At 72.4% G+C, this 15,963-nt stretch carries 12 protein-coding genes; 5 read left to right on the forward strand and 7 right to left on the reverse strand.

All coding sequences use genetic code 11. From position 1 onward, the window contains the following. Positions 1-38 precede the first annotated feature (38 nt). The 5 genes from K2224_RS41625 to K2224_RS15510 all read left to right on the forward strand — a co-directional run bounded on the left by K2224_RS41625 (position 39) and on the right by K2224_RS15510 (position 4,909). Positions 39-857, forward strand: a complete 819-nt coding sequence (locus K2224_RS41625) for a putative quinol monooxygenase (protein ID WP_399018659.1) — start codon at positions 39-41, stop codon at positions 855-857. Further along, positions 779-1,807, forward strand: a complete 1,029-nt coding sequence (locus K2224_RS15495; RefSeq protein WP_260692662.1) for an iron ABC transporter permease — start codon at positions 779-781, stop codon at positions 1,805-1,807. The genes K2224_RS41625 and K2224_RS15495 overlap by 79 nt, the downstream gene beginning before the upstream one ends. Next, a complete protein-coding gene (locus tag K2224_RS15500; protein ID WP_221907100.1) occupies positions 1,804-2,895 on the forward strand; it encodes an iron chelate uptake ABC transporter family permease subunit in 1,092 nt (363 codons plus the stop codon). Before K2224_RS15495 ends, K2224_RS15500 begins: the two co-directional genes overlap by 4 nt. Then, positions 2,892-3,758: an ABC transporter ATP-binding protein gene (locus tag K2224_RS15505; protein WP_221907101.1), complete on the forward strand. Its 867-nt coding sequence runs from the start codon at positions 2,892-2,894 to the stop codon at positions 3,756-3,758. The genes K2224_RS15500 and K2224_RS15505 overlap by 4 nt, the downstream gene beginning before the upstream one ends. 194 nt (positions 3,759-3,952) lie before the next feature. Then, entirely contained in the window at positions 3,953-4,909 is a 957-nt protein-coding gene (locus K2224_RS15510) for an ABC transporter substrate-binding protein (protein ID WP_221907102.1), read from the forward strand. Between the two features lie 115 nt (positions 4,910-5,024). Here the strand turns inward: K2224_RS15510 and K2224_RS15515 are convergent, their stop codons facing one another. The 7 genes from K2224_RS15515 to K2224_RS15545 are packed head-to-tail and all read right to left on the reverse strand — an operon-like array spanning position 5,025 to position 15,854. After that, positions 5,025-6,383, reverse strand: coding sequence for a glutamine synthetase family protein (locus K2224_RS15515; protein ID WP_221907103.1), 1,359 nt, complete (start codon positions 6,381-6,383; stop codon positions 5,025-5,027). Beyond that, positions 6,380-8,200, reverse strand: coding sequence for an IucA/IucC family siderophore biosynthesis protein (locus K2224_RS15520; RefSeq protein WP_221907104.1), 1,821 nt, complete (start codon positions 8,198-8,200; stop codon positions 6,380-6,382). The genes K2224_RS15515 and K2224_RS15520 overlap by 4 nt, the downstream gene beginning before the upstream one ends. Beyond that, positions 8,197-9,582, reverse strand: a complete 1,386-nt coding sequence (locus K2224_RS15525) for an MFS transporter (protein WP_221907105.1) — start codon at positions 9,580-9,582, stop codon at positions 8,197-8,199. The genes K2224_RS15520 and K2224_RS15525 overlap by 4 nt, the downstream gene beginning before the upstream one ends. Beyond that, on the reverse strand, positions 9,582-10,985 hold the full coding sequence (locus K2224_RS15530) for a lysine N(6)-hydroxylase/L-ornithine N(5)-oxygenase family protein (protein ID WP_221907106.1): 1,404 nt from the start codon (positions 10,983-10,985) through the stop codon (positions 9,582-9,584). The genes K2224_RS15525 and K2224_RS15530 overlap by 1 nt, the downstream gene beginning before the upstream one ends. Further along, positions 10,982-12,808 (reverse strand): IucA/IucC family siderophore biosynthesis protein, encoded by a 1,827-nt coding sequence (locus tag K2224_RS15535; RefSeq protein ID WP_221907107.1) that lies wholly within the window; start codon positions 12,806-12,808, stop codon positions 10,982-10,984. Before K2224_RS15535 ends, K2224_RS15530 begins: the two co-directional genes overlap by 4 nt. After that, positions 12,805-14,460, reverse strand: a complete 1,656-nt coding sequence (locus tag K2224_RS15540; RefSeq protein ID WP_260692664.1) for a pyridoxal-dependent decarboxylase — start codon at positions 14,458-14,460, stop codon at positions 12,805-12,807. Before K2224_RS15540 ends, K2224_RS15535 begins: the two co-directional genes overlap by 4 nt. Continuing rightward, the gene (locus K2224_RS15545; RefSeq protein ID WP_221907108.1) at positions 14,457-15,854 is read right to left on the reverse strand and encodes a diaminobutyrate--2-oxoglutarate transaminase; all 1,398 of its coding nucleotides are present in this window, start codon (positions 15,852-15,854) and stop codon (positions 14,457-14,459) included. The genes K2224_RS15540 and K2224_RS15545 overlap by 4 nt, the downstream gene beginning before the upstream one ends. Positions 15,855-15,963: the final 109 nt, after the last annotated feature.

Genomic DNA, 15,963 nt, shown 5'->3' on the forward strand with positions numbered 1-15,963 from the left:
TCGGGCGGCTGCCAGCCAAGCCGGGGCGCGAGGCGGAGATGCGGGAGCAGGCGCGGTCGATGGTGACGCTGAGCCTGGCGGAGCCCGGCTGTCTGTCGTGGAACTACCTGGACCCGGACGATCCGCGCTCCTGGGTGGTCGTGGAGGAGTGGGAGCCCCGCGAGGACCTCCGAGGCGCACCTGGCCGGCCCGCACCTGGCGCGCTCGCTGGAGCGTACGGCCCGGCTGCGGGCCGGCCCGCAGGAGTTGCGGAGGCGGCGAAGTCCCGGGCTCCCCGCCCCGCACTCCCTGACCGAACCCGCGCCCGGGTCCGGCCCACGGGTGCAGGGGCGACCGCTGGCACCCGAACACTCCCCCACCCCCAGCCAGCGACGCCACCACCAGCGGCACGTCACAACCCGACGCCACCCACATCGTCATCGACGACCGGCCACCATCCAGCAGTTGCCACGGCAAAGCCCCGCCTCTGCAGGCGGGCAGCCCTCCGCGCGCGCAGCTCACGCCCGACAGCGTCCTCCCGCGGAAACACCGCAGGACATCGCCGGCTCCTGCGATCGCGACGCGGTCGGCGTCACACCAGCCTTGCGCGTGGCGTGCTCCGCCCGATGCCTCCGCCCCGATGTCCGCTCTGGCCACAGCGGGCACATGTGCAGGCGGCTGCACTCATCCTTTCCGCCAGTCGGTTACGCACCCAGAAGGCGCCGCCCATACACTTAGGGTCGCCTAACTTCGTGAGTACCGAGATTCAGTCCGTCTTCATCATGTCGAAATGGATGCGATGTCAGCTGTCACAATCAGCACCCCACGAGGCGCTCTGGCCGGCCGCCGCATCGGCTGGACGGCCGCGGCCGTCATAGCACTGCTGCTTGCGGTGCTGCTCAGCCTTGCGGTCGGCGCCCGCCAGATTGCCCCGGGTGAAGTCTTCGACGCCCTTTTGCACGGTGGCACGAGTGATGCCGCCGAGGTCGTACGGTCCATGCGGGTGCCCAGGACCCTCGTCGGCCTGATGGTCGGAGCGGCGCTCGCTGTCGCGGGCACCGTGATGCAGGGCATCACCCGCAACCCCATCGCCGATCCCGGCGTCCTGGGGATCAGCCAGGGCGCAGCGGCGGGCGTGGTTCTGGCCATCGCGATCGCCGGGGTGCACACCCTCACCGGCTATGTGTGGTTCGCCTTCGCCGGAGCCGGTGTCGCGTCGGTGGCGGTGTACGCCGTCGCCGCGAGCGGGCGCGGCGGTGCGAGTCCGGTGAAGCTGGCGCTGGCCGGCGCCGCCGTCAACGCGCTGCTGATCGCCGTGATCCAGGGGATGTTGACGACGGACGCGGCCACCCTGGACGAGTTCCGTTTCTGGCAGGTCGGGTCGATCGCCGGTCGGGATGCCGACCTGGCGGGCCAGATCTGGCCGTTCCTCGTCGTCGGCGCGGTGCTTGCGCTGTCGGTGGCGCGGGGGCTGGACGCCCTGGCGCTGGGGGAGGACGTCGCCAAGGGGCTCGGACACAAGGTGGGGACCGTACGGATCGTGGGCGGCATCGGAGCGACGGTGCTCACCGGTGTCGGGGTTGCGGCCGCCGGTCCGATCGCCTTCGTGGGACTCGCGGTGCCCCATATCGCACGCGCCCTGGTGGGCAGCAACCACCGCTGGGTGCTGCCCATGGCGGCGCTGCTCGGGCCGGTCATGCTGCTGGTGTCGGATGCGATCGGACGGGTCGTCTTCCCGCCGAGCGAAGTGCCCGCCGGGGTGATGACGGCGCTGATCGGTGTGCCGTTCCTGATCGTCCTGGTCCGGCGCAAGGCGGTGAGCGCATGACGGCCTCCGCCACGGAGCGCCCTGCGGCCGTGCGCATCCGCCCCGCCGGCTACGCGCTCGCGCGCAAGGGGCGCGGCTCCTTTCTCGTCCACCGGCGTGCGGCGGTTGTCGCGGTCGCGCTGGCGCTGCTGACGTCGGCCGTGTGCGTCGCCTACCTCTGCCTCGGCGAGACCGATGTCGCGCCGGGCGAGGTCCTGAACATTCTGGCGGGGCAGCCGTCCTGGGCCGAACTCGTGGTGAGTGACCTGCGGCTGCCGCGGATGGTGCTGGGGTTGCTGGTCGGGGTGGCCTTCGGGGTGGGCGGTGCGCTGATCCAGACCGTGGCCCGCAATCCGCTCGCCAGCCCCGACATCATCGGGGTGTCCCAGGGCGCGAGTGCCCTGACCATCGGCGCGCTCACGTTCGGCGTCTCGTCGTTCGGCGTCCTGCCGTATGTGTCGGTCGCGGGCGGTGTGCTCGCCGCCGCGCTCGTCTACCTCTTCGCCTGGCGCGGCGGGCTGCACGCCGGGCGGTTCGTCCTCATCGGCATCGGCATCGCCATCGCGCTGCGGTCGATCGTCCACCTGTTCATCACCAAGGGCGACTACCTGCTGGCCCAGCAGGCACAGGTATGGCTGACCGGTTCGCTCAACGGGCGGGGCTGGGACGAAGCCGCCCCGCTCGGCTGGACCCTGCTCGCCATGCTGCCCTGTGTGATCTGGGCGGCACGCGCACAGCGCAATGTGACGCTCGACGACGACACCGCCACCGCGCTGGGCGTACCGCTCCAGCGGACCCGGTTCGGGCTGGCGCTGTTGGGTGTGTTCCTCGCGTCGATCGCGACCGGCGCGGCCGGGCCCGTGGACTTCGTGGCGCTGCTCGCCCCGCAGATCGCCCGCCGCCTGACGCGCACGGCGCAGATCCCCCTGCTGTGCTCGGCCCTGCTCGGCGCGTTCATCGTGGTGGCCGCCGACCTGCCGGCGCGTCTGCTGTTCGCGCCGGTGGAACTGCCCGTGGGCGTACTGACCGCGGCCATCGGCGCCCCGTATCTGATCTGGCTCATCGTGAAAGACCGCAGCACCCGCAGCCGAACTGGAGGAAGAGCGTGACCGAAAGCAGGCTCACAGCCCGCGGCCTGACCCTGGCCTACGAGGAGCGCACGGTCGTCGAGGACCTCGATCTGGATGTCCCACACGGTCAGGTCACCGTCATCGTCGGCCCCAACGCCTGTGGCAAGTCCACACTCCTGCGCGCGCTCGGACGGCTGCTCAAGCCCAAGCACGGGTCGGTGCTGCTGGACGGCAAGGACTTGGACCGCATACCCACCCGTACGATCGCGCAGTCCATCGGACTGCTGCCGCAGACACCGGTGGCGCCGGAGGCGATCACGGTCGCCGATCTGGTCTCCCGCGGACGCCAGCCGCATCAGCGGTGGTGGCAGCAGTGGTCGGAGGAGGACGAGCGCGCGGTCACCGGCGCCATGGAGCGTACGGACGTGACGCAGCTCGCCGAGCGGGCGGTGGACGAGTTGTCGGGCGGTCAGCGGCAGCGGGCATGGATCGCGATGGCGCTCGCCCAGGAGACCGACCTGCTGCTGCTCGACGAGCCGACGACGTATCTGGACATCTCGCACCAAGTCGAGGTGTTGGACCTGGTACGACAGCTCAACCACGAGCGCGGCCGGACCGTCGTCGCGGTACTGCACGACCTCAACCAGGCGGCGCGGTACGCGGATCATCTGGTGGCGATGAAGGCGGGGCGCATCGTCGCACAAGGCCGTCCCTCACAGGTCGTCACCGCGGACCTGGTGCGGGACGTCTTCGGCCTCGACTCGGTCGTCGTGCCCGACCCGGTGACCGGCAGCCCGCTGATCGTTCCCGCCAGGCCCTGGCAGGCGGAAGGCGGCGACGCGGATCCCGCAACGGCGGACACTCCGGTCGCGGTAGGCGCGTCCGCCGCGGATTCAGGGTGACTCCGGCCCTCGGCGGAGTCACCCTCAATCCGTATCCATGAACTCCACGTCTGGCCGGGCCTATTGGCGTTCCCTGCCGGACGCGGAGACCAACTTGCGATCCGGGATGAACTTGTCCACCACCCCACGCAAGGTTAGCTTTACCTAAGTTCACACCCGCTTCGCTCTCATCCTCGTACCGGAAAGGCTCCCAGATGTCCCGCTCCTTCACTCGCCGCGCCGCAGCCGTCGCTGCCGTCGCCGCGCTCGCCGTCACTGCCACCGCCTGCGGGGGTGGCAAGGACGACGCCAGGACGGAGCCCAAGGGAGGCAAGCACACCGTCAAGACGGCCATGGGCAACGTCGAGGTGTACAACCACCCCAAGCGCGTGGTGGTCCTGGACACCGACGCCCTCGACTCGGCCATCACCCTCGGCGTCAAGCCGGTCGGCGCGGTCCAGGCGGAGGCCGGTGCACCGCTGTCCACATACCTGCCCAAGGACAAGCTGGCGGGCATCAAGAAGGTCGGTCTCATAGCCGAGCCCAACCTCGAGGCGATCTACGGCCTGAAGCCGGACCTGATCCTGAGCAGCAAGGCGCGCGACGAGAAGAGCTACCGGGAGCTCTCGAAGATCGCCCCGACCGTCTTCACCAACACCACCGGACCCGCCTGGCGCGAGAACTTCGAGCTGCACGCCGACGCGTTGGGCAAGAAGGACCAGGTCAAGAACATCGTCGCGGACTACGAGAAGCATGTCGCGAAGGTGACCGAGGCGCTCGGCGGCCCCGAGAAGGCCAAGAACACCAAGGTCGGCTTCGTCCGGTTCGTAGAGGGTGCGGACACCCGCCTCTACAAGAACGACACGTTCGTCGGCAGCATCTTCAAGGACCTGAAGGTCGGCCGCCCGGCCAACGTGGACGGCAACGGCTTCTCCCTGGACATCAGCCCGGAGAAGACCGACGAGGCCAATGCCGATGTCATCTTCCACTCGACCTACGGCGACCCGGACAAGGCCAAGGAGACCGCCACCACCGGCGGGAGCATGTGGAAGAAGCTGGACGCGGTGAAGAACAACAAGGTCTACGCGGTCAACGACAGCCTGTGGATGCTCGGCATCGGCTACACCGGCGCCGACAAGGTCCTCGACGAGATGGCGCAGAAGCTCCGCTGACGGCCCGGCGACCGGCCATCGGCCATCGCGGCCATACCACCGCACCACAACGCCGGCGGCCCGACACGCACTTCGTGTCGGGCCGCCGGCGTCTGTGCGCGGTCCGGTGCGGCGCCTACAGCCGCTCGAAACCGCGGACCCGTTCCCAGTCGGTCACCGCCGACTCGAAGGCGGCCAGCTCCGTGCGGGCGGCCTGGGCGTAGTGGGCGACCACCGATGCGCCGAAGACCTTGGCGGCGATCTCGCTGTTCTCCCAGCGGTGCAGCGCCTCGGTGAGAGTGCTGGGCAGCCGCGGCACCGACGGGTCGTCCAGGGCGTTGGCGGCGTGCGGTTCCGGCAGCGGGAGACGGTTCTCGATGCCGTACAGACCGGCGGCCACCGCGGCGGCGGTGGCGAGATACGGGTTGGCGTCGCCGCCGGGCACCCGGTGCTCGATGCGCATCGAGTGCCCCGAGCCGACGACGCGGACCGGGCAGGTGCGGTTGTCCCGGCCCCAGGTGATGCCGGTCGGCGCGAAGCCGCCCGGCTGAAGGCGCTTGTAGGAGTTGATGTTCGGCGCCATCAGCAGCGCGAAGTCGGCCAGGCAGGCGAGCTGGCCGGCCACGAAGTGGCGCATCAGCTCGGACATGCCGTCGCCGGCGGCCGGATCGGCCAGTACGGCCGAGCCGTCGGTGCCGCGCAGCGACAGGTGGATGTGGCAGGAATTGCCCTCGCCCTCGTCGAACTTGGGCATGAAGGTGAGCGCGACGCCCTCCTGGGCGGCGATCTGCTTGGCGCCGTTCTTGAAGAAGACGTGGTTGTCGCAGGTGGCCATCGCCTCGTCGTAACGGAAGACGATCTCGTACTGGCCGGGGTGGCACTCAGCGCGCGCGGTCTCCATGGTGAGCCCGGCCCGCACCATCTCCCGGCGGATACGGCGCACCACCGGCTCGATCTCGGCGAGGCCCTGGAGGGAGTAGTCGACGTTGTAGGCGGTGGCCGTCTCCAGACCGTGGTAGCGCCGGTCCCACGCCTGGCGGTATGTCTCGCGGAAGACCAGGAACTCCAGCTCGGTGCCCGCGAACGCGGCCAGTCCGCGCTCGGCCAGCCGGTCCAGCTGCGCGCGCAGCACCTGGCGCGGGGCCACCTCGACCGCCCGGCCGTCCGGCCAGACGGCGTCGGCGAGGACGAGCGCGCTGCCCTCGTCCCACGGGAGGGTGCGCAGGGTGGCCGGGTCTGGGCGGAGCACGAAGTCGCCGAAGCCGCTCTGCCAGGCGTCGATGGCATAGCCGGGGCCGGTGTTCATCTCGACGTCGGAGGCGAGAAGGTAGAGGCAGGCGCCGAAACCCTGCTCCGCCGCCTCGTCGAGGAAGTACGGCACGGACAGCCGGCTTCCCTGGAGCCGCCCCTGGAGGTCCGGGACGCTGACGATCACGTCCTCGATCTTTCCGGCGTCGGCCTCGGCGCGCAGTCGTGCGTAAGGCGAGGTGGTCATATCTGCTCCTGGGGGTCCCGCGCGGGGGCGGTTGCGGTGGCGAGGGGGTTGGTGAGGGTGCCGTGGACGACGTCGAAGCCCTCGTCCTTCTCGGCGCGGTCGTGGAAGCCGCCGCCGAGCAGCTGCTCCCGGTTGAGCGCCACCCGGTCGAACTCGGGGGCGAGCAGTCCGAACTCCCCGAAGCGGTCGGCCAGTTCGGGGAAGCGGGCGTGGTAGCGCTCGATCTCGGCGCGGATCAGGCCCCAGAACTCGTCCTCCGGTACGCCGAGGTGCTCGGCGACCAGCGGGGCGAAGAACCGGAAGTGCCCGGCGAAGACGGCGCTGAGGAGGGAGTGCGCCAGCTCGCCTGCGGGCCAGCGCAGCAGCAGCGCGTCGGCCCGCTCGGACAGTCCGGCGTACTCGGGGTGCTCGCCGGGCAGCAGGTTGACGTCCTCGGCGAAGTCCTTCACGGCGATACCGATCGGGGTATCGGCAGCGTCGTAGAGCACGACGGTGTTCTCACCGTGCGGGCAGTACGCCGTGCCGTACCGGTAGAGGTAGTGCAGCAGGCCGGGCAGCAGGGCCGAGAAGAAGCGCTCCAGCCAGGCCCGCGGGGCGAGTCCGGAGCGCTCGACCAGTTCGCCGGCCAGCGCCCGGCCGTCCGAGCCGACCTTGAGCAGTGCGGCCATGGTGCGGGCCTGCTCGCCCTCGCCCAGCAGCGCCGCGACCGGCTCGCGCCAGACGGCACCGAGGAGTTCGTGGTAGCGGTACGGGGCGTCCTTGACGGACTCGTACAGCGGGTGGCGCACGGCCACGCCCGCGACCTCGCCCAGCGGGTGGAAGCGCAGCTCGTCGCGCAGGTACGGGTCCGCGTCGCGGACCGCGTGCAGCCAGGCGCTGACGTCCGGCGCCGCCTCGGTCGGCTTCGTGGACAGACCGCGCCAGACGAGGGTGTTGCGGATGTACAGCGGCACCTTCACATTGCGGCGGTGCGGATGGTCGAGGTTGGCCAGCGTACGGATGGACTGCAACGGCCGGTAGCGGTCCGGGCCCTCGCCGAGCAGCACGATCCGGCCGTCGGCGAGGTAGGGGGCGAAGAGGGGCGCGACGGCCTCGTCCCAGTGGAAGGGGTGCACCGGCAGCCAGTGGAAGTCGAGGGTGTGATAGCCGGTTTCGGCGCAGGTCTCCTGGAGGACGGCCGCGAACTGCTTGCGGGTGTCCTCGTCCAGTTCCTCGGCAAGCAAGGTGCCCTCGTCCAGACCGTCCACGCCGGAGTAGGAGGCGAGGCTGCCGTGGACGGCTGCCCACAGCAGGTGCACCGTCCCGGCCGCCTCGGGGGCGTATGCGGCGGCATCGGAGGCCGAGAAGCCCAGCCGCCCCTTGTTGAGGAGCATACAGGGGTGACCGTCCTGGTGGCCCTCAAGGTCGAGGTGGTCCAGGTCGGCGAGGGCGGCGGCGGGCAGGGCGCGGGCGATCACCTCGGCCTCGGCTCGCCGGGTGGCGGTCAGTTCCCGCAGGACCTCGGCCGTGGTGGGGCCGTCCCATCCCAGGACCGGGCGGGCGTCGAGCAGCAGCCGCTCGGGACCGCTCTCGCCTTCCTCGGGCGCGGGGTGCCGCCGCAGGGTGCCGGGCACCAGCCGCCAGGTGCCGAAAGTGCCGCGGCTCGCGCGGAACGTCCAGTGGACGCCGTCGGTGAAGTCCAGCCGGTAGGCGTCGGGGGCGTCGGCCGAGGCGTCGGGCTCGGGGACGAGCAGCTCCTCGTAGGCGAACTCCTCTACGGCCTTGGTGAGCAGCCGTCGGCCCGCCTGCGCCCAGGCGTCTCGTGTGGTGCGGTTCATCGGTGGTTCTCCTCGGAGTGCACGGGGGAAGCGGTGGCGGCAGTCAGGGGGCGGTCGTCGGCCTGCGCGGACTCGTATGTCCCGCGCCGGATCTGCAAGGGCACGGCGGGCATGCCCGCGGTCTCCGGTGGGCCCGCAACCGCTGTGAGCGGTGCCGTGACGCTGCTCCGCGGGCTCCGCAGGGACACCACGGCGGCAAGGGCCTGAACAGCCGCGGCGACGGCCAGCGGGAGTGCGAGGTCGTACGAGACGGCTGCCGTGGCGGCGATCGGTGCGGCCAGCAGACCGGCAGACCGGGCGGTCTCCACGGCGGTGAACGCCGGGCCCTGCGTTCCGGTCGTGCGGAACATGCGCAGTTCGACGGCGACCTGCCCCAGCCCCAGGCCGACGCCGAAGAGCACTCGCCCGCCGACCAGTCCGGGCAGCGAGCCGGCCAGCCAGCTCCAGGCCAGCCCGGCCGCGCCCACCGCCAGGGACAGCGGCAGCAGCCGCTCGCCGAGCAGGTCGTGGCAGCGGCGTACGGCGGGCAGGACCGCCAGCGCGGACAGGCTCGGCAGGAAGAACAGCACCGCGCCGCCGACCGAGCCGCTGCCCAGGCCCTGGGCGAACTCGGTGAAGAAGGGACGCGCCACGTTGACCGAGAAGTCGAATGCGACGCCGATCAGCGCGGCGTAGGCCAGCGCCATGAGCCACGGCAGGCGGCGCGTACGAGGTGCGGCGGTGCCGTTCTTGCGGGCCCCTGCGGCCTTGTCGTCCCGGGTGTCGGGGCGCTTGCCCAGGATGCGGTAGGTGAGCCAGGCCAGCAGGGTGTCCAGCACCGCGAACGCCGAGATGCCGATGCGGGGTTCCGGCAGGGCGAGGACACCGGCGCCCACCATCGTGGAGACGACCACCGACAGATGGAAGACGATCACGAGCGAGCAGATACCGGTGAGCCGCGCCCGGGTGCCGTCCTCGGACGACTCGTCGCCGTGCTCGGCGATGAACGCCGGATAGGCCAGCAGGAGCGCGCTGTTGGTCGTGACGATCAAGGTGGACAGGGCCAGATACGCCGTATAACTGGGGGCCATGCCCAGGAGCAGGTCGAGGACGGCGGAGCCGCACAGTCCGGCCAGCACGAGTCGATGCAGGGACCAGCGCCGGGCCGCCAGTCCCCACAGCGGGAGGGCGAGGAGGCCGGCGATCCGGCAGATCCAGAGGTACAGCCCGGTCGCCTCGGGGTCCTCGATCCCGTACAGCCGCTCGAAGAGCTGTGGCAGGAACGGCGTCAGCGCGGTCTCGGCGACCAGGTGGAGGCCGATGACCGACAGCAGGACGGACTTGGCGCGGCGCGCCGACCCGTCGCGGGCCGGCGCACCGTTCTTCTTCTCGGCGGCCGTCATCACGGGGTCTCTGCCGGTACCGCGACGGCAGCAGGCGCCTGGGCCGGAACAGGCGCCGGCTCCTGCGGCGCGCCGAAGGTGGTGTACGCCTGCCGCGGGGCGCTGGGCAGGAGGGTGCGTCCGGCCGCGGCATTGAGGATGGTGGCTGCGCGCCAGGCCCCCAGAGTGAGGTCGGGGGCGCCCACACCGTGCGTGTGCATCTCGGCGTTCTGGACGTACAGGGTGCCCGAGACCCGGGGGTCGAGCGCGACCCGGTAGTCACCGTCGACCTGGTAGCGGCCCTTGTCGTCCCAGTCGACCAGGTCGGCCATCGTCTCCAGGAAGGCGGGGCGGGAGGCGGCGTAGCCGGTGGCGGAGACCACGGCCGAGGTGCGGATCTCGAAGAGCTCGTCCTGCTGCCGGCTGCGGCAGGTGAGCCGGTATCCGTCGCCGTCGGCCGCGGCCGCGACGACCTCCACGGCCGGGTGCAGTGCGGCGCGCGGCTCGCCGCCGCCGATGGTGCGCTCGTACATCTCGTCGTAGATCTCGCCCAGCGTCTCCTCGCTGACTCCCTTGTAGAGCTGCCACTGTTCGGCCGTCAGCCGCTCCCGCGTGGCCTCGGGCAGGCCGCGGAAGTAGCGGATGTAGTCCGGGGTGAAGTGCTCCAGTCCGATCTTGGAGTACTCCATGGGCGCGAACGCGGTGGTCCGGGCGAGCCAGCGCACGTACGGGCCGCCGTTGCCCTCGCCGTCCTGGTTGCGCAGCAGGTCGAGCGCGACCTCGGCGCCGGACTGGCCCGCGCCGATGACGGTGACGTCGTCGGCGGCAGCGAGGCGGGCGCGATGGGTGCGGTAGTCGGCGCTGTGCAGGACGCGGCCGGCGTGGGCCTCGGTCAGCAACGGGCGCAGCGGCTCGGGCACGACGGGGCTGGTCCCCACGCCGAGGACGACCTGGCGGGCCAGGACGCGGGTCTGCGCACCGGCCGCGGAGCGGTAGGTGACGGCGAAGGCGTCCGCCGACTCGTCCCATTCCAGCGCCGTGACGGCTGCGTCGAAGCGGCAGGAGGGCAGCCGTTCGGCGACCCAGCGGCAGTAGTGGTCGTACTCGCGGCGCGGGATGTGGAAGCGCTCGGAGAAGAAGAACTTGAACATCCGGTCGTGGGCGCGGAGGTAGTTCAGGTACGACCAGGGGCTGGTCGGGTCGGCCATGGTGACCAGGTCGGCGAGGAACGGCACTTGGAGGGTGGTGCCTTCCATCAGCAGGCCGGGGTGCCAGGAGAATGCCGGCTTGGCGTCCAGGAAGAGCGAACGGAAGCCGGGCGCGCCGTCGGCCAGCGCGGCGAGCGACAGGTTGAACGGGCCTATGCCGACACCGACCAGGTCGTAGGGGGTGTTCCGGTCGGGGGAAGTCGAGGGCGCGGTCACCGCTGTGCCTCCGTAAGGGGGTTGGGGAGATCGATGTAGACGGACTGGGTGTGAACGTCGCCGACGAGTTCGTCGAGTCCGTCCACGCAGGTGAGGTAGTTGCCCTTGCAGCGCAGTACGGGCGCGTCGAGCAGCAGGTCGAGCAGGCCCTTGGCGGCGGGCTCGGCCGTGCGCAGCCGCTCCAAGGCCCCGCGCAGGACGCGCAGTTGGTCGCTCTCGTCGGCCAGGCCGAGGGCGCCGAACGCGCCGATGAGGCCCAGCAGGTTGTTGATGCCCAGGTAGTAGGCGACGCGTTCGTCGACGAACGCGTCCTCGAAGACCAGGTCGACGCCGTCGGTGGCACCGGGCAGCAGCCGTTCGATGTCGGCGGTGCGGGACTCGGCCAGGTAGTAGCCCTGGCTGTCGCGGTACCAGCCCGCGCAGGGCAGGCCGACGGCGTCGAGGGCGACGAGGGTGTTCTGGTGGTGCGGCTCCAGGGCGATGCCGTACCGGGCCTGGAGGCGGATCAGGGGTACGGCGAGGACCTCCAGATAGCGCTCCAGCCAGCGCGCCGACGCCTCGGCGGTGGAGACGCCGAGCGCACCCGCGGCGCGCTCGACCGCCGCGCACAGCAGGGCCCGGTGGCGGGGCGGTGTGCCGTCGCCGGGACCGGTCCGCTCGGCCAGCAGTCCGGCCACGCACAGTCCCTCGGGCCGGCCGTGTCCACCACCCCGGAAGGGGTTGTCGCGGATCGCGGTCTCCAGACCGGTCTCCGGGCCGTCCGCACCGGCCGAAATCCAGGCGAAGTCGCGCAGGATGCCGAACTCGGGGTGCTCGGCGCGCAGCCAGTCGGCGGGGCCGGCAGCCAGGAGCTGGGCGGCGCGGACGCCGAGCCGCAGCTCGCTGCGCAGGTTGTTGCGGCGGGAGTTGGTGATCCGCATGCCCAGGGACAGCTTCAGCATCACGTCGGAGTCCGGCCGCTGGACGGTCCGTACGGAGGACGTGGGGTACCAGTCGGGCCCGGCCGCGCCGAGCGGGCGCAGCAGCCCGGCATCGACGAGGGCGGCGACCTCCGGGCGGTCCAGCACCTCGCGGGCCTGCCAGGGGTGCGCGGGCACCGGCACCATGCCCTCGGGCAGGCCGAGCCCGGCGGCGAGCGGGCGCAGCAGCTCGGCGACCGGCCGTCCGTCTGCGCTCTGGCCGACCACGATCTCGGGGTGGGCGGCGAACCAGTGCAGGGGGAAGGAGCCGCGCAACTCGGGCGAGTACGCCGCCAGTTCCGCGTCCGACGCCTCTTCGCGGCTCTTGGGCGCCGGGTGGAACGGGTGTCCCAGCAGCAGGGCCTGCTCGCTGTCGAGGAACGGCGTCGGGCCCTGGATGCCGGGGGACTCGGCGCGTCGGCGCTCGATGTGGGTGGCGGTGCGCCGCGCGGAGTTGAGCACCCGCGCGGCCGCGTCCGCGCCGTGGTGCGGCGGTGCGCCGCGGCCCAGGGTGGTCTCGCGGATCAGCGCCGCCGCCACCAGCGAGGCGTCGGCGGGCAGGCCGCTGCCGTCGCCGGCGGCGGCCAGGCGGGGCGCTCCGAAGCGGTGCCAGCCGGTGGCCGACCGGTAGCGGACGGGCACCGACAGGGTCAGCTGACTGGCCGGCAGGTTCAGCAGCAGCGCCTGGCCGGTGGCGGGCACGTCGGTGCCGGTCTCGCGTACGTAGGCGCGCAGCAGCGTCTCCATCGCCGCCGCGTCGCCCGCACGCAGGGCGTCGGCATCGTCGAGCGGGTCGGGGCCGACGGCGGGCTCGGGCAGGGCCGGGGCCGTGTCCGTGCGGCGGGCTTCGACGGGGTGGTTCACAGCTCCTCCTCGGCCCGGCCCGCCGCCACGACCGCGTCCAGCAGCCGCTGGACCGCGTCGGTGGTGGTGTGCGGGTTGAGCAGGGTGAGCTTGAGGCGTACCCGGCCCGGTCCCCCGCCCGGCAGTTCGGTGCGGCCGACGACCGCGCGCCCCTCGCGCAGCAGTCTGCGCCGCAGGGCCGCGTTGATCCGGTCGATGTGCTCCGGGTCGGTGTGCTCGGGGTTCTCCGGCAGATAGCGGAACAGGAACGCCGTCAGGACCGGGTCGGCGTGCAGTTCCAGCCGCGGGTGGGCACGGACCGCCGCCGCTCCGGAGTGCGCCAGCTCGTGGCAGGCGTCCACCAGCCGGCCCAGGCCCTCTCGGCCCAACGTCCGCAGCGTGACGGCGATCTTGAAGGCGTCGGCACGGCGGGTGGTGCGCAGCGAGAGACCGAGCAGGCTCGGGTAGCCGGCCTCCTCGTCGTCCTGCGGGTTGAGGTAGACCGCCCGCCGGGCCAGTGACGCGTAGGTCTCCGCCCGCTTGACGAGGAAGATGCCCGCCGCGACCGGCTGCCAGCCCAGCTTGTGCCAGTCCAGCGACACCGAGTCGGCCAGCGCGATCCCGCCCATCAGCGGGGCGAGCCGGTCGGACAGCAGCGCGCCGCCGCCGTAGGCGGCGTCCACATGGAGCCAGGCACCGTACTGGGCGGCCAACGACGCACACGTGCGCAGCGGGTCGACGGCCCCGGTGTCGGTGGTGCCGGCGGTGGCCACGATCGCCACCGGCAGGTCGCCCTCCGCGACGCACGCGCTCAGGGCCGCGGCCAGCGCCTTGGGCTTCATGCGCAGCTGGTCGTCCACGGGGACGGGGACGACCGCGTCCTCACCGAGGCCCAGCAGGGCCGCCGACCGCTGCACCGAGAAGTGCGCGGCGGCGGAGGTGAAGATCCGCGGCCGGGGGCCGCTGCCCGGTACACCGCTCAGCTCGATCTGGCGCCCGGTCTCCCGGCCGAGCACGCGGTCGCGGGCGAGCATCAGGCCCATGAGGTTGGACTCGGTGCCGCCCGAGGTGAGCACACCGGCCGCCTCGGCCGGGTCGTAGCCGACGAGCTGCGCCAACTCCCCCAGCAGCAGCGTCTCCAGGGCGGTGGCGGCGGGTGCCTGGTCCCAGGAGTCCTGGGACGGGTTGAGCGCGGAGACCGCGAGGTCGGCGGCGACGGCGACGGCCAGCGGCGGGCAGTGCAGATGCGCCGCGCAGGCCGGATCGGCCGGGTCGGCGCTGCCGTGCGCGAGAACGTCGGTGAGCCTGCGCAGGGCATCGCCGCCGTCCGCCTCGGCGAACACCCGGGCGACGTCGGCGGCCAGTTCCGCGGGCGTCCCGGCGGCCAGCGGTCCGCCGCGCCGTCCGGCCCCTTCGGCAAGGGCGGCAAGGACGGTGCGCAGCAGCGGGGTGAGCGCGCCGGGGCCGCCTGTGCCCCCGGACAGCGCGGTGTGCGGGGCGCCGGACGATGCCGGAGCGGCCTCGCGCAGCAGTCCGGCCATCTCCTCGTCCAACGCGTCTGCCGGCGGGGCAGCGGGTTCGGGGACGAGCCGCAGACCGTGCCGGTCCTCCGCGCCGCCGGCGACCGCGGATTCCCCGCCGGCCGCGGGCAGTTCGTGCACCTTGCCCGTCATGCTCCCGCTCCTGCGTTCTGAGTGGCCGTCACTGCGGCGATGGCGTCGGTCAGCCGGTCCAGTACGGCCTCGACCTGCTCGTCGGTGATGATCAGCGGCGGCAGCAGCCGCACCGTGGAGTCGAAGCGGCCACCGAGTTCGACGATCAGGCCGCGCTCCAGGCACGCGTCACGGACCTGCGCGGCCAGCTGCGGGGCGAAGGGCCGGGCGCCGCACGCGTCCGGCTCGGCCTCGGCGTCGACCAGCTCGACGCCGATCATCAGGCCGCGGCCGCGGACGTCGCCGATCACCGGCAGTTCGGAGCGCAGCGCGGTCAGCCGCTCGGTCATCCGGGCACCGACGGCCGCGGCCCGCTCGACCAGGCCCTCGCGGGAGACGTACCGCAACGTGGCGGTACCGGTCGCCATGGCCAGGGTGTTGCCGCGGAAGGTACCGGTGTGCGCGCCGGGCAGCCAGCCGTTGTAGTCCTCGTGGTAGACGATGACCGCCAGCGGCAGGCTGCCGCCGATCGCCTTGGACATCACCATGGCGTCCGGCACGATCCCGCTGTGCTCCACGGCCCAGAAGGCGCCGGTGCGCCCGACGCCGGTCTGCACCTCGTCGACGATCAGCGGAATCTCGCGCTCGGCGGTGATCCGCCGCATCTCGCGCAGCCAGGCGTCCGGGGCGGGCACGGCGCCGCCCTCGCCCTGCACCGCTTCCAGGATCATCGCGGCGGGCGGCACCACGCCGCCGTTGGGGTCGTCCAGCAGCCGCTCGACGTAGTCGGCCGAGATCTGCGCACCGCGCTCGCCGCCGACGCCGAACGGGCAGCGGTAGCTGTACGGGTAGGGAAGCCGGGTGACGTCCGCGGCGATCCCGGGCACCGGCGTCTTCGTGCCGACACCGCCGGAGGCGGCCAGCGCGCCCGCGGTCATGCCGTGGTACGCGCCGGTGAAGCCCAGCACACCGCGGCGTCCGGTGGCCGTCTGCATCAGTTTGAGCGCGGCTTCGACGGCGTCGGTTCCGGCCGGCCCGCAGAAGTGGATGCGGGCCCTGTCCGCGAAGTCACCGGGCAGGGTGGCGAACAGCGCGTCGGTGAACTCGTCCTTCTCCGGGGTGGCCAGGTCCAGGACGTGGAGCGGGGCTCCACTGCTGACGGTCCGCTGGATGGCCTCCAGCACGACGGGGTGGTTGTGTCCGAGGGCGAGCGTGCCGGCGCCGGAGAGGCAGTCGAGGTAGCGGCGGCCGTCGGTGTCCTCGATCGTCATGCCCTGGGCGCGGGCCGGGACGATGGGGAACGAGCGGGCGTAGGTGCGGGCGGCGGATTCGCGTCCGCGCTGGCGCTCCAGGATGGCCGCCCCGCTGGGTGCGGTCCGCGGTGCCGCGGGCAGGTCGGTGGGCTGCAGGGTCATGAGGACTGGCTCCAAGGAGGGGGACAGAGACGGGGGGACCACACCGGTGAGGCCGAAGGCGGCGTGGCGCGGGGGCGGTACCGCAGTGGCGACAAGCCGCGGCGGCCGG

Origin of the sequence: Streptomyces sp. BHT-5-2 (assembly GCF_019774615.1) — a bacterium.
Lineage (GTDB): Bacteria > Actinomycetota > Actinomycetes > Streptomycetales > Streptomycetaceae > Streptomyces.